The sequence below is a fragment of the Streptomyces sp. CA-106110 genome (assembly GCF_050936285.1).
GTDB lineage: Bacteria > Actinomycetota > Actinomycetes > Streptomycetales > Streptomycetaceae > Streptomyces.
Genome location: NZ_JBNJNB010000002.1, coordinates 197,788 through 210,641, shown reverse-complemented (window position 1 = coordinate 210,641; position 12,854 = coordinate 197,788). Strand labels below are relative to the sequence as shown.

The following is a 12,854-nucleotide window of genomic DNA, read 5'->3' as shown; positions in this document are numbered from 1 at the left end:
GCGGGCCGGTCATGCAGGGAACTCCTCGTCGCTGTCGTTGGTGAGCTGGGGCAGAACCGGCGCGGGGTAGACCTTGCGCAGCGGGGCAAAGACCCCCGGGCAGAGGAGGACGGCCTGCTGGAGTGCGGCAGTGTCCATGGGGTGCAGCCACCCAGCCCGCACGGTCCAGCCGCACGCGCGCGGGTTGGGCTCGGCGGCGGTTGAGGCGACCAGGACAGCGTGACGGACCGTGCTGCCCTCCAGCGCGAAGACCAGCAGCGCCCGCAGCCTCACGAAGTCCTCTTCGGCCTGCGGCGGCATCCGCAGCCACGGCGGAGCGCCTCCGATCGACACCAAGACCTCGGCCCGAACGAACCTGTGATCCACCCGCGCGGCGACGAGACTGAGCTGGTGCTCTCCGTCTCCCAGGGCCCTGCCCGCGGTCGGTCATCGTGCCGCAGACCGCCTGCCCGATGCGGTGATGCCTTCAGCAGGTCGTCGGTCTTCACATAGAGTGCGGTGGCGAGGGAGTCCAATTCTGTCTTCACACACCGACGTTGGGCTCCCTTCCCTTGTGCCCGCAGCCGATCCCTTGGAATCGATCATCTAGACGCAATACCGGTGATTTAGGTTGTTTTCCGGCGGGTCGGCTTCGTCTTCGTCGGCTCGACCAGGGTCGCGCGGGGTGCGTCCGGCTGGGTCGGATTGCGGTGCTCGCTCCTTTTGAGTTTCCAGTTGGACATCTTGCGTTTGATGACGCGGGGGTTGGCGCGTAACCGGCGTGGCGGCAGGGGGCGTTCGCGGATCTCACGCAGGGCTGCGGCCAGGGCCCGGGTCAGCCGGGAGGGGGGAAAACGCCGCCTGGTCGGTGAGGTGGCGGCGGACGACGCGGAGGGTTCGGGTAAAGGAGATCCGGTCGGGGTCGTGGTCCGACTGCCGCGCCGCCTGGTGCATCAGCTCCCGCAGGGCGTGATGCACCAGGAAGAAGCCGAAGATCTCCTGTTCGACGCCGGCTGGGTGCTGGGAGCGCAGGACCAGACGGGGCCCGCCCTGGTGGGTCTTGATCTCGTCCAGGGTGTTCTCGATCTCCCACCGCTGGGCATAGAGCGCGGCCAGCGAGGCAGCGGATGCGGCCTTCGGGTCCAGGATGGTGGTGATCAGCCGATAGACCATGCCGCCGGGGGCGAGGGTGTACTCGATGACGCGGACCCGGGCGGGGTCTGCGCGGCGGTTCTTGTCCCGGGCGGCGACGATCTCGGAGACGTACGAGCCGTCCTCCAACAGGGCCCGCACTGGCAGCACGGCATCATTCTTGACCGGCCACAGCAGGTCGGCGCCTGTCACCGTGGCGGCCCGCCACAAGTCGAAGCCGCGAAAGCCCCGATCGGCCAGGACCAGCATGCCCGGCCTCAGCTCCGTGAACAGGCGCTGGGCCAACTCGGTTTCATGGACGGTCAGCGGTCCGGCCTCGGCTGCGAAAACCGCGTGGGTGCCGCACTCGACCAGCGCGGCCACCCGCGCCTGTGGATAGGCGCTCTTCTCTTGTCCCCGGCTGACCCCGGGACGGCCGAAGAAGGCGGCATTTGCCTCGGTGTCCGGCACGTCGAAGGTGGTGCCGTCCACCGCGACCAGCCGCCAACCCCGATACCAGGACCCGCTCGTCTCCTCGGTCGCCACCGGACGGCACACCCGAGCGAACAGGGCCCGCAATGGTTCCGGGCCCAACCGCAGCCGAGCCCGGCCGATCGCCGCGGTGGTCGGCACGCGCCACGTCCCCTTCCACCGGCCCATCCGCTCCAGACCGTGGGTGAGGAGCCGCGCGACCTCCTCATATCCCTGCCCAGAGAACAGGCACATCGTCAGCACGAAATAGACCACCACCCGGGCCGGCAGCAGCCGCTGCCGCTGCTCGGCCCGGCCGCACTCCGCGATCACCTCGTCCACCAGCTCCGGCGGAAACGCCCGGGTCAGCACCCCGATCGCAATCCGATCCGACAACCGCTCACCTGCTGACGACTTCACCTGTCCGGGCCTTGGCACACCTCACCCAACGACCCGAGAACATCAAAGTCACCGGTATTGCATCTATTTAGACGCCCGCGACCTCATCACGCTGCTCTCGGATCCGGCGCGACGGCAGAAACTGCGCGAATGCGACTCCGAGATCTGCAGGATGATCTACCTCGACGCCGTGCAGGGAAGGCCCCGGAAGTGGTGCTCGATGCAGCGCTGCGGCAACAGCGCCAAGGCGGCCAGGCACCGCCGCCACCGCGAGGAGACCGTTGCACCCCCTGCGCTCTGACAGGGAGTCAGGGCGCCGCGACGGAGTGGAGGCGAGCGACCCATTCGGAAAGTATGTTCTGGGCCACCAAAAATCTCATCGGTTGAAAGCTCCACAAACCGACAAGTCGGTTTAGCCTCGTGCTCTAGGGATCGCCGAGACATCCGCCGCGGGCATCCCGGGGAGTTCCCAGACGTGAATCGGAGGCCCTCACCCATACGGCCGCGTGAACGCCACGGATGTGGGGTTTCCGGATAGACAGCATGGACAGACGATGTCACCCGCGGCGAGGGCCGCTTCGCCCCCTGTCACCAGCCGGATTCGGCGTGAAAAGGGTGTCGTCGTCTCACTCGCCCAGCAACGGCAAGGATCGCGTATCCGGTGGATCACCGACTCGACGAAGGGCGGATCTTTCGAAGGATGATCATTTGAGCTTCGCCCCTGGAGACCAGGATCTCAGCGCAATCCCCGGGAGGCAACAGCCCCCCGTGTCGTCCGGTACCCGTCTGGTATGTGCCACCGCGCCGCTTCGATTGGCTCTGCTGGCAAGTGATCCTGTGACCGAAGACTGCGCGACCGCTTACCTGAGCCAGTCCCCATCCATACGGCTGCTGCCCCCTGATCGAGCGTCAGAAGCCGAGACGGTACTGGTCCTGGCATCAAACATCACGGGCGACACCTTGACCTCAATCGAGCGTGTCACTCGGGAAGCCTCCGGAGCCACGCCGGCCGTTGTCCTGGTGGCCGACTCGATCAGCCGTACCCATCTGGTCCGCGCCATCAGCCGCGGGCTGGTCAGCTTCCTGCCACGCCCGCAAACCAGCATGGAACGCGCGGTTCAGGCGGTACTCGCGACCCGGGCGGGCCACGCGGACCTGCCCCAAGCCATGATCAAGGACCTCATCGAGCAGATCAAATCGAACAACGGCGCACGGACCGGGACAGATCCCCGCTCGGCCGGACTCAACCTTCGCGAGATCAACGTCCTCTCCCTCGTCGCCGAAGGCCTGTCCACGTCGGAGATAGCCCAGCAGCTCAACTATTCGGAAAAGACCATCAAGAACATCCTGCACTCCATGACGGTCCGCCTGGGACTGCGTAACCGGGCGCACGCGGTCGCCTACGCGGTCCGCGCGGGAGTCGTATGACAGGCCAACCGTCAGACCGCGCCCCTCAGCCAGCCATCGGAGCACTGCAGGGCGTCGCGGCGTAACCGCAAAAGCAGTGCGGCCGCGGCGCGTACTGCTGCGTGGACGGTGAGACCACGAGATCCCCGATCATCTGTCATGACAAGGAAAGAAAATTGCCCTTGGAAAATTGCCCTTGGAGCGCTTGATGGACCCTCACCTTCTGGCAGTGCCAGCACGTCCCGGCGTTGTCAGGGCCGCTTCCCACCTTCCCCGGCGTCCCCCGGGTCAGGCTGCCCTCAGCTTCAACCGGACTGCTGCGATAGACCGGTGGCGGTATCCCTTTACCCCCGCCCGGTCATCGTGAGGTCGACCCGGAGCGCGGTACTGGCCTCACGACCAGCCCGTTTCTCCGGGTCGCCTCCCGAACCCGGCGTGCACCGCTAAGCGCACCGGGCTCTCCACAAGTCCCGTGGGTCGGTGTTCACTTCATGCTGTGCTCGGCCACAGTGTCGGGATGCGTGTTCCCCGGTAGTAGTAGCGCTTTGCGCTCACTCTTGCCGGATCGAACAATTCCTTCCCGCCCTCGGCGGGCCAGATGCCGTAGCGTCGGCGTAGTACCTTCCAAGGAACGCGCCGATGCTTGCGCTCCTGCCATCTGATGATCTCCTTCCAGAGATAGGCCCTCAGATAGCTGAAAGTCGCGTTCGAGCACCCGTACTTGAAGTACGCGGTCCAGCCCCGCAGCATCCGGTTGAGCTGACGCAGCAGGTCTTCGAGCGACAGGTTCGTGCTCCGCCGGCATATCGTCTTCACCTTGGCCATGACGGCCACCAGGGCCTTCTTGGCTGGATAGACGTAGACGTACTGTTTGCCGGTGCCTCGCTTCTGGTGGCGCTGGATGCGCCAGCCGAGGAAGACGAGGCCCTCGTCGATATGGGTAATCAGGGTCTTCTCCGGCGACAGGCGTAAGCCCATCGTGGACAGGACCCCGGCGATTTCTTCCCGCAGGGCTTCAGCGTGTGCCTTGGTGCCCGACACGAGCAGGCACCAGTCGTCCGCATACCGCACGAGACGGTAGTTGGGCAGACCTTGACGGCGTCGCTTGGCCCTTCCATACGGGCTGGCTCCGGGGCCGCCCGGCCCTTGGGCGATATGCTCGTCCAGGACCGAGAGAGCCACATTGCTCAGCAACGGCGAAAGAATCGACCCTTGCGGAGTCCCAGCGTTGGTATCCACCAGCGTGCCGTCCTCATCGAGGATGCCAGCCTTCAGAAATGCCTTCACCAGATCCAAGACACGTTTGTCTCCGACCCGTTCCCGCACCCGGCCCATAAGAGCGGTGTGCGAGATTTCGTCGAAGCAGGCTTTGATGTCACCTTCAACAATCCACTCATACGAGCGGGATGCGAAATGGTGCACCTCGGCCACTGCGTCGTGAGCCCGGCGATTCGGACGGAATCCGTAGGAACACGGGAGGAAATCCGCCTCGAAAATCGGCTCCAACACCAGTTTCACGGACGCCTGGACTACCCGGTCTCGGATGGTCGCGACCCCCAAGTAGCGGACCTTGCCGCCAGCCTTGGGAATCGCGCGTCGCCGAGCCGGGAGGGGCCGGAAGGTGCGGGCTTTGAGATCATCTCGCAGTTCCGAAAGGAACCCCTCCAGCCCCCGCACGGACTCGATGTAGTAGGCGGTCTCGCCGTCCACTCCCGCCGTGCGCGCGCCCTTGTTATTCCGCACCCGATCCCAGGCCACCAGCAGGAAGCCCGGGTCCGCGGCGAGGTTGTACAGATCATCGAACCTGCGATGAGGGTCATCACTGGCCCAACGGTGCAGCTTGGTCTGGATTTCCAGTACCCGGCGTTCCGCCTTGAGTAAGACGTATTCCAGTTCGTCGGTATTCACCAACGGCCTCCCGGCATTCCAGCATCCTTATTGCCGACTTGCTGGCCCCCTTCGCCATGCGCGGACCTCTCGTCCGCTCGGACTACTACGGGGCCTCCGCCCCATCCCGCGCCTTCGACAGACGACGTATCTATCCCAAGAACCCGGATGGATTCCGGGCCCGGGGAACAACGCGAGATGGTTCCCGTGTTCACGGTGAATCGATCGGTCAGTCCGGCGCCCAGCTTTGCCCCGGCAGCATCGCCACGGTTACGCCGCAGGCTTTCGCCGTGGCCTCCCCACCGACACGCCAAGTCGGCTACGGAGTCAGCCCGCTCAACGAGCGAACTGTGCGCTACAACCCGGCCCATATCCACCAGATTTGAGCCGGTGCCACGCTTACGGAGCTTTACCACTGGTTCCTCTCGTACGCCCTCTGATCTCGCTCGCCGGACCCGGCCCGTCTGGTAGTTCCGAGCAGTCCCGGCTTTGTCAGCGCTGCTTCCCGCCCTCCCCGGCGTCTCCCGGATCGGACTGCGCTCAGCTCCCACCAGGCTGCTGCGACAACCTGGCGAGGAGGTCTCGCACCTCCTTCGATTCACCGCGCCTCACGGCGCACCAACGCCTCGTGGCGCACCGCGCCGTCCACGATCAGCACGATGTTCTTGCGGGACCGCCTGCGAGGTTGCAGGGCGAGTAGCAGCGCGAGGTGGTCGATGACGCGGTCGGCGGCCGACTTGGAGATCCCGAAGAGCGGGGCGAGCTGTCGCAGCGTCAGGTTTGTGCGCCAGTGAGCGGCGACCAGCAAGCCCCGGTCCTCCAGTGGCGGGCTCCATGGCCGGCCCGAGTCCGGCTTCGCACCGCGATGGTACGTGCCGCGTGCCGACATCCACGAAGAGGAGCTGAGCCGGGTCGAGGAGCAGACGTTCTGCCCGTACAAGGGCCTGGCCAGCTACTACGACATCGACGGGGTACAGGGTGCGGCCTGGTCGTATCGCGAGGCCTACACCGAGCTCGAGCGGATCAGCGACCTGGTCTCGTTCGAACCCGACGAGGTCGAGGTCTATCTCGACGGAGAGCGGCTGCGCCTCGAACAGGGCCAGACCGTGGTCCCCCACGGGATCGACCGGGAGCTTTCGACGGATGAAGTTCTCCGGCACTGACCCATCTGCCCGCCACGTCCAAAGGCCCCGTTCCCTGATCTGCAACTGAGCACCGGCCGACGTATGGGAACCCCCGACAATGTTGCCCAGGCCGTCCCCTTCGCCGTGACCAACACTTTCATGACCGGTGTCATCATTCCGGTCGAAGGCGGACGGCCCTCGTGCAGCGAGCGGCACAGCACGAGGAGGCCCGAAGAACGGCCGGCAGGCAAGGGCGGTCCGAGTCGATCGACGCAGGGCTCACGTGTCGCTCACCCAACAGCCGGGCACGTGGTCGGCCTCACCGGTGAAGTGCGGCAGAGCCGGTCGCCAAGTCGGCTCCGATCTGTGGGAACAGCTTCGTCAGAGCGAGCCCGCCGAGGGCTGTTCCCGCAGTCGAGGGCCCTCAGGGGGCAGCGCTGGGGGCCGGCAGGCCACGCCGTCGCAGGTCCTCCAGGAACAGCGAGACCAGCGCGTCGGAGGGTGCGGCTGCGACCGCTACGACCCCGCGGTACACGCGGGGCTCCAGGCGACGTACCACCCCCGAGGGCTGAGCGGTGAGCGCGGATGTGGGGACGATGGAGACACCCATACCAGCCCCAGCCAGCTGGGCCGCGGTGCGAGGACTGCGCGTGCGCAGGACGGGCATGAGGGAGACCTGGTGGGCGGAGACGAACTGATCGAGCCAAGCAGCGTTGCCGTTGTCCGGCGTGTAATGAATGAACGGTTCGTCAATAAGCTCCTTGACCGTGACGGACGCCTTTCCAGCGAACCGGTGCTCGCTCGAGGCGACCACGACCATTTCCTCGTCCCCCAGATGCTCCAGGTAGGCCGTTGTGCCGGTGGGTTCCGGTCCGACGACCAGGTCGGCCTCGCCCGCCATGAGATGTTCGACCATCCTGTCGCTGCTGGTGAACTCCATGAGATCCAGTTGGACATCGGGTCGGCTGGAACGCCAGCGCCACAAGATGGGCACCAGAAGCCACACTGTCATCGTCTCCGCGCAGGCCAGCCGCAACCGGCCCGCACCTCCGCCAGCCACGTCTCGTCCGGCTTGCACGGCCCGCTCGGCCGCTCTCAGTGCCACGCGCGCCTCTGCCGCGGCAGCCAGGCCGGCTGCAGTGACCCGCACGCCCCGGGACAGGCGCTCCACAACCGGTGTGTTCAGTTCCCGTTCAAGGGAGGCAATCTGGTGGGAGAGGGCAGGCTGTGACATGTGCAGGGCTGCTGCCGCTTTCGTCACAGATCCCGTATCGACGAGTGCCACCAGACACTCCAGCGCTCTCAAAGTAGCCATTCTCAGAATCTATGCCAAACCAATTAAAGTCTTATAACTCGAAAGCCGAAGGGGTCTGAGCCTAACACCAGAATCGGTGGTCTAGTAGGGCTTGGTTACCTTGGGTGAGTAGCGGTGTGTCGTCTCTCGGAGGTGAGGGGAATGACACCGCAGGAGCTCACGGAGGCCCAACAGCGGTTGGAGTCGCTCGCGGCCGAGGTGTTCGGCTCGTTCGGGCGGGTGGATCAGCGGCGGTGGGGCGAGCGGTATGTGCGGGGGCTGCTGGGCGCGGGGCGGCGCAAGTCGATGGAGCCGATGGCCGCCCGGCTGGGGGTGGACCGGCAGGGCCTGCAGCAGTTCCTGGCCGACTCCCCGTGGTCGCACCAGATGGTGCTGGCCGAGCTGGCCTGGCGGATGGAGCCGGCCATCCACCCGGCAGCCTGGGTGATCGACGACGTGTCCTTCCCCAAGGACGGTCATGCCTCCCCGGGGGTGGCCGCGCAGTACTGCGGCGCGCTGGGCAAGACCGCCAACTGCCAGGTCGCGCCGAGTCTGCACCTGGTCACCGACGCCGCCTCCTGCCCGGTGAACTGGCGGCTGTTCCTGCCCGCCGAATGGGATCCGGCCACCGCAGACGAGCCCGAGAGCGCCGTCCTGCGGCGCCGTCGGGCGCGCGTCCCCGATGAGGTCGGGCACGTGCCGAAGTGGCAGCTGGCCGTGGACATGGTCGACGAGCTGCGCTGCTGGGGCCTGGATCCGCCGCTGGTGGTGGCCGACGAGGGCTACGGGCAGGACGGGGCCTTTCGCCTGGCACTGGAGGAGCGGGAGATCGCGTATGTCGTCGGGGTGCGGTCGGATACCGCGGTGTTGCCCCAGACGGCGGCGCGCACCGCCCCGCCGTGGTCGGGCACCGGGCGGCCGCCGGTGCCCTGCTACCGGGACAAGCCGGTGTCGGTCCGCGAGATCGTGCTGGCCGCCGGGCGCGGCGCACGGCACCGCGTCACCTGGCGGCGCGGCTCGAAGGGGCCGCTGCGCTCGTACTTCGTCGCGCTGCGGGTCCGGCCGGCCGGAGCGCGGGTCCGCCGGGCGCACCCCGGTGAGGACCTGCCGGTGTGCTGGCTGCTGGCCGAGTGGCCCGCCAAAGAGCCGGAGCCGACCAAGTACTGGCTGTCCACCTTGCCCGCCCACGTTCCCCTGCGGCGCCTGGTGCGGCTGGCGAAGATCCGCTGGCGGGTCGAGCACGACTACCGGGAATTGAAGACCGCCCTGGGGCTGGGCCACTTCGAGGGACGCACCTACCAAGGCTTCCTGCGACATCTCACGCTGGCCTCGGTGGCGCAGGCGTTCTGCACCCTGGAGCGACTGTGCCCGCCAGCACCGGCCACGGTCTGACGATCTACCAGGTCGTGGCCGGGCTCCAAGTCCTCCTCGTCTGCTGGGCCGGGGCGTGCCCCACCTGCCGAAGACCCTGGCCCTGATACGACACGCTCGCCCCCTACCTGACCAAGCCCTACTAGGAGTGTCCTGAAGATCTCGGAGTCGCGCCCGGCTTGCACTAGTTCATGGCGATTGACATTTACCGGCAATTCGGGGTGAGCCGGGCGGCCGGAGCAAGATCTTCAGCGGTCTTCTAGAAGGGGCCGCTGGAGTCACTACGTTTCGAGCAGATGAGCCGGTGACCGACCCGCTGATTGGCAGTGCCGAGCCGGAAGGATCGGGTGTCAACGCTACTTTCGCGGGTCTTCGAAGTTAGGCGGGGTGTGATGTCCGTCGTTGCTCGTGCCTGTCACGCAGTGTGAGTGATTGGCTGTCCGGGCCCCTGGACGCAAGGCGCCCGTGGCCATAAACGATCATGACTGTTCTCTACGCAGCTTGATCACATGGAACCACGGGCTTGGACAACAATACGACGACGCTGTTGGACCTCGACGGCCTGGCCGTGGAGCGAGTCGAGCGCCTGACGGACGGCACCCGGCGGGTGCACCTGATCACCGCGGACGAGACCGCGCGGGCCTGCCCGTCCTGCGGGACGTTCGCTTCGCGGGTGAAGGGCCTGGTCCGCACCCGTCCACGTGATCTCTCCTACGGGGAACGGGGATTGGAGCTGGCATGGCTCAAACGCCGCTGGTACTGCCATGAACCGGACTGCGCCCGAAAGTCCTTCACCGAGCAGGTGCCCCAGATTCCGGCGGGTGCCCGGATCACTGCCCGGCTTCGTCGCGCCGCGGCCCTGCGGGTGCGTGATGCCGGCTCCACCGTCGTCCAGGCTGCCCGCGACCTGCACGTCTCCTGACCAACGGGGATGTCCGCATTCCGCACGGCCTCCCGTGAGGTGACCGAGGCCGAGCTGCCCGGAGTGGAGGCGCTGGGCTTGGACGAGACGAGGCGCGGGCGACCCCGCTGGGAGCAGGACCCCGACACCGGGAAGTGGCAGCTGACCCGGGACCGATGGCACACCGGCTTCGTCGACGCCTTCGGCACTGGTGGGCTCCTCGGCCAGGTCGAGGGACGCAGCGCCGCCGACGTCCTGGCCTGGCTGTCCACCACCCCACTGAACTGGGGCACGAACATCCGCTACGTCGCCATCGACATGTCGGCCACCTACCGCGCCGCCATCCGCACCGGCCTGCCCCACGCGCTGATCGTGGTCGACCACTTCCATGTCGTCCAGCTTGCCAACAAGATGCTCTCCACTGTTCGGCGCCGCACCACCGCCGAAGTCCGGGGCCGACGCGGACGCGCCACCGACCCGGAGTGGAAGGCCCGCAACTGCCTCCTGCGCAACCGCGAGGACCTCACCCACGAACAGTTCGAACGGATGTGGAACCCGCTCCTGGACGAAGGCCCGATCGGACAGCGACTGCTCACCGCCTGGATCGCCAAGGAGAGCCTGCGCACCCTGCTCGCGCTGGCCCGCACCAGCGCCGATCGCGAGCAAATCGGCCACGCCAGATGGAAGTTCCTCACCTGGTGCGCGGACAGCGACATCCCCGAGGTCACTAAACTCGCCGCCACCGTCGACCGCTGGTGGCCCGAGATCGCCGCGTTCATCGACACCGGGCACCACAACGCCAAGAGCGAAGGGATCAACCGCGTGATCAAGCTCGTCGCCCGCAACGCCTTCGGGTTCCGCTATGCCGAGAATCAGCGGCTACGGACACGGTGCGTCACCACCCGGCGAGCCCGAGGACACCTCTACCCCGCCTAACTTCGAAGACCCACTTTCGCTCAACGTAGGTATCCTCAAAGACGTGCACTGGCGCGGAAAGACCGTGCACACCGGTGCGTGGAAGTACCCCCGTCGAAGGGCCACGGATGGTACGTCGGCTCAACATCGACGGGGACGGGCAGACCCGCAGGGGCGCGGCGGAGAGCAGAGGGCAGTCTTGGTTCACCGGGTTCCTCCGAGGATGCCCCGGCCTTCAGGCCGGGGAGGAATCGGACTCCTGCGGAGCAGGACGGGAAATAGGGGTTTCGCCTCCAGGGCGAAGGACCGTCCACCCGCGACGAGGTGAGCGAGCCGTGGCGATCAAGAGGTCTCAACTGTCAGTCCTCCCGGGTAGGTTCGGATGCATGACGACAGACGCGACCACGGAGGGGGCCGGGCATGCCCGGTACTCCTTCCGTGTGCGCCTGTCGGCTACCGCGCGGCGCGCACTTGAAGCGGAGTGGGACCGCTGCCGGTGGCTCTGGAATGAATGCGTGGCCAAGTCCAAGCAGGTCCACCGGCAGAGCAAGGAGTCCGGCGAGAAGCTGACGTGTGGTCCGGCGCAGTTGGACAGGATGCTGACCGAGGCCCGCGGGGTGATGCCGTGGCTGGCCGAGGGTGCCTCGGTGCCGCAGCAGCAGGTGATTCGGGACTTCGCCAAGTCGAGGGCGAAGGCGCTGAAGGACCTCAAGGACCGGCTTCCGGTGCACCGCCGGGCGGGGATGCCCCGCTTCAAGCGGAAGCGGGAGGCCAGGCCGAGCCTGAACTACACGCGGCGCGGTTTCCGTCTGAAGGACGGTCGTCTGCACCTTGCGGGCCAGATCGTGCTGAGCGTGGTGTGGTCGCGGGCTCTTCCGGCCGAGCCGTCGAGTGTGCGCGTGTACCAGGACACGCTCGGGCACTGGTATGTGTCCTTCGTTGCCCCCGCGCAGAGCGAACCGCTCGCTCCCACGGGGCGGGTGCTCGGGGTGGACTGGGGTGTGAAGGAGACGGCCATCACCACGGATGGCGCCTACGATCTCCCGCATGCCGAGCACGGCAAGCGGGCCGCGCAGGGGCTCGCCCGCTACCAGCGGATGATGGCCCGGTGCCGGCGTTCGAAGGGCCGGCCCGCATCCAAGGGCTACCGGAAGGCGCAGGCACAGGCCGCGAAGCTGCACAGGAAGGTCGCGCGGCAGCGGGAGGACACCGGCCGCAAGTGGGCCAAGTCCGTGATGCGCGGTCATGACGGGGTGGCGGTGGAGGACTTCCGCCCGAAGTTCCTCGCGAAAACCACGATGGCCCGCAAGGCAGCCGATGCCGCCATCGCCGCCACCAAACGCGCTCTGGTCGAGATGGGGCGCAAGCACGCACGGGACGTCCGCCTGGTGCACCCGGCGCACACCACGATGGACTGCGCGCAGTGCGGAGCGAGAACCAAGCACGCACTACCTCTCTCGATGAGAACCTATGCCTGCACCGTGTGCGGAGCCGTCTCGCCCAGGGACAAGAACTCCGCCCGCGTGATGCTGGTCCGGGCAGGTTGGAACCCGGACGGTGCCGAGGGCGTAAGACCTCCTGGTCCGCTGGACCAAGAGGCGGCCTGAGCCGTGAATCCCCACGCAGCCCTGGAGGGTGGAGAATCCCCTCCCTTCAGGGAGGGGAGCCTTCAACAAGCCGAGTCCTATGCGCACTGGCGCCGGGTGTTCTGTGACGACCTCGAGTTCGGCCACTTCGGGGAGAACTTCACCATCGACGGGTTGCCCGCCGACGAGGTGTGCATCGGGACCGCTACCAGATCGGCGAAGCCGTATCTGAGGTCACCCGACCCCGCGACCTGTTATCGCGTCGGTATGCGACTGAACGAGCCGCGCATGGCCTCCCTCACGGTCGTCCACCGCCGACCCGGCTTCTACTTCCGCGTCATCACGGAGGGCGGGTAAAGGCAGCCGACGCCGTCGCACGGATCACTGCA

General features: G+C 66.9%; 12 protein-coding genes and 1 pseudogene. 8 read left to right on the top strand and 5 right to left on the bottom strand.

Annotated features, from left to right (window positions below; translation table 11 throughout):
- Positions 1-9: 9 nt before the first annotated feature.
- Positions 10-333, bottom strand: a complete 324-nt coding sequence (locus tag ACQEXA_RS58630) for a hypothetical protein (protein ID WP_432942446.1) — start codon at positions 331-333, stop codon at positions 10-12.
- Between the two features lie 453 nt (positions 334-786).
- A complete protein-coding gene (locus ACQEXA_RS58625; protein WP_433134940.1) occupies positions 787-2,019 on the bottom strand; it encodes an IS4 family transposase in 1,233 nt (410 codons plus the stop codon).
- Here ACQEXA_RS58625 and ACQEXA_RS58620 point away from each other — a divergent pair.
- Both ACQEXA_RS58620 and ACQEXA_RS58615 read left to right on the top strand, forming a co-directional pair.
- Positions 1,910-2,281: a CGNR zinc finger domain-containing protein gene (locus tag ACQEXA_RS58620; protein WP_433135506.1), complete on the top strand. Its 372-nt coding sequence runs from the start codon at positions 1,910-1,912 to the stop codon at positions 2,279-2,281. The two genes, ACQEXA_RS58625 and ACQEXA_RS58620, sit on opposite strands and share 110 nt — an antisense overlap.
- A 659-nt stretch (positions 2,282-2,940) precedes the next feature.
- Positions 2,941-3,408, top strand: a complete 468-nt coding sequence (locus ACQEXA_RS58615; RefSeq protein ID WP_433134938.1) for a response regulator transcription factor — start codon at positions 2,941-2,943, stop codon at positions 3,406-3,408.
- A gap of 468 nt (positions 3,409-3,876) precedes the next feature.
- Here the strand turns inward: ACQEXA_RS58615 and ltrA are convergent, their stop codons facing one another.
- Both ltrA and ACQEXA_RS58605 read right to left on the bottom strand, forming a co-directional pair.
- Positions 3,877-5,295 (bottom strand): group II intron reverse transcriptase/maturase, encoded by a 1,419-nt coding sequence (gene ltrA / locus ACQEXA_RS58610; protein ID WP_432930471.1) that lies wholly within the window; start codon positions 5,293-5,295, stop codon positions 3,877-3,879.
- Positions 5,296-5,908: 613 nt separating this feature from the next.
- Positions 5,909-6,118: pseudogene (locus tag ACQEXA_RS58605) on the bottom strand (helix-turn-helix domain-containing protein); the annotation flags it as partial.
- A gap of 28 nt (positions 6,119-6,146) precedes the next feature.
- Here ACQEXA_RS58605 and ACQEXA_RS58600 point away from each other — a divergent pair.
- Entirely contained in the window at positions 6,147-6,437 is a 291-nt protein-coding gene (locus tag ACQEXA_RS58600) for a DUF427 domain-containing protein (RefSeq protein WP_432940763.1), read from the top strand.
- Positions 6,438-6,822: 385 nt separating this feature from the next.
- Here the strand turns inward: ACQEXA_RS58600 and ACQEXA_RS58595 are convergent, their stop codons facing one another.
- The gene (locus ACQEXA_RS58595; protein ID WP_432940760.1) at positions 6,823-7,713 is read right to left on the bottom strand and encodes a LysR family transcriptional regulator; all 891 of its coding nucleotides are present in this window, start codon (positions 7,711-7,713) and stop codon (positions 6,823-6,825) included.
- Positions 7,714-7,854: 141 nt separating this feature from the next.
- Between ACQEXA_RS58595 and ACQEXA_RS58590 the strand changes: the two genes are divergently transcribed.
- From ACQEXA_RS58590 to ACQEXA_RS58570, 5 genes are all read left to right on the top strand, one after another.
- Positions 7,855-9,084, top strand: a complete 1,230-nt coding sequence (locus ACQEXA_RS58590; protein ID WP_432923500.1) for an IS701 family transposase — start codon at positions 7,855-7,857, stop codon at positions 9,082-9,084.
- Between the two features lie 502 nt (positions 9,085-9,586).
- Positions 9,587-9,985, top strand: coding sequence for a transposase family protein (locus ACQEXA_RS58585; protein ID WP_433134936.1), 399 nt, complete (start codon positions 9,587-9,589; stop codon positions 9,983-9,985).
- A gap of 9 nt (positions 9,986-9,994) precedes the next feature.
- Positions 9,995-10,900, top strand: coding sequence for an ISL3 family transposase (locus tag ACQEXA_RS58580; protein WP_433134935.1), 906 nt, complete (start codon positions 9,995-9,997; stop codon positions 10,898-10,900).
- A 365-nt stretch (positions 10,901-11,265) separates the two neighbouring features.
- Positions 11,266-12,486, top strand: coding sequence for an RNA-guided endonuclease InsQ/TnpB family protein (locus ACQEXA_RS58575; RefSeq protein WP_433134934.1), 1,221 nt, complete (start codon positions 11,266-11,268; stop codon positions 12,484-12,486).
- Between the two features lie 3 nt (positions 12,487-12,489).
- On the top strand, positions 12,490-12,822 hold the full coding sequence (locus ACQEXA_RS58570) for an MOSC domain-containing protein (RefSeq protein ID WP_432940750.1): 333 nt from the start codon (positions 12,490-12,492) through the stop codon (positions 12,820-12,822).
- Positions 12,823-12,854: the final 32 nt, after the last annotated feature.

What these genes read in the sequence shown, in the direction of transcription:
- ACQEXA_RS58595 (WP_432940760.1), bottom strand. Translation starts at nt 7,713, where the DNA reads ATGGCTACTTTGAGAGCGCTGGAGTGTCTGGTGGCACTCGTCGATACG.
- ACQEXA_RS58590 (WP_432923500.1), top strand. Translation starts at nt 7,855, where the DNA reads ATGACACCGCAGGAGCTCACGGAGGCCCAACAGCGGTTGGAGTCGCTC.
- ACQEXA_RS58580 (WP_433134935.1), top strand. Translation starts at nt 9,995, where the DNA reads ATGTCCGCATTCCGCACGGCCTCCCGTGAGGTGACCGAGGCCGAGCTG.
- ACQEXA_RS58575 (WP_433134934.1), top strand. Translation starts at nt 11,266, where the DNA reads ATGACGACAGACGCGACCACGGAGGGGGCCGGGCATGCCCGGTACTCC.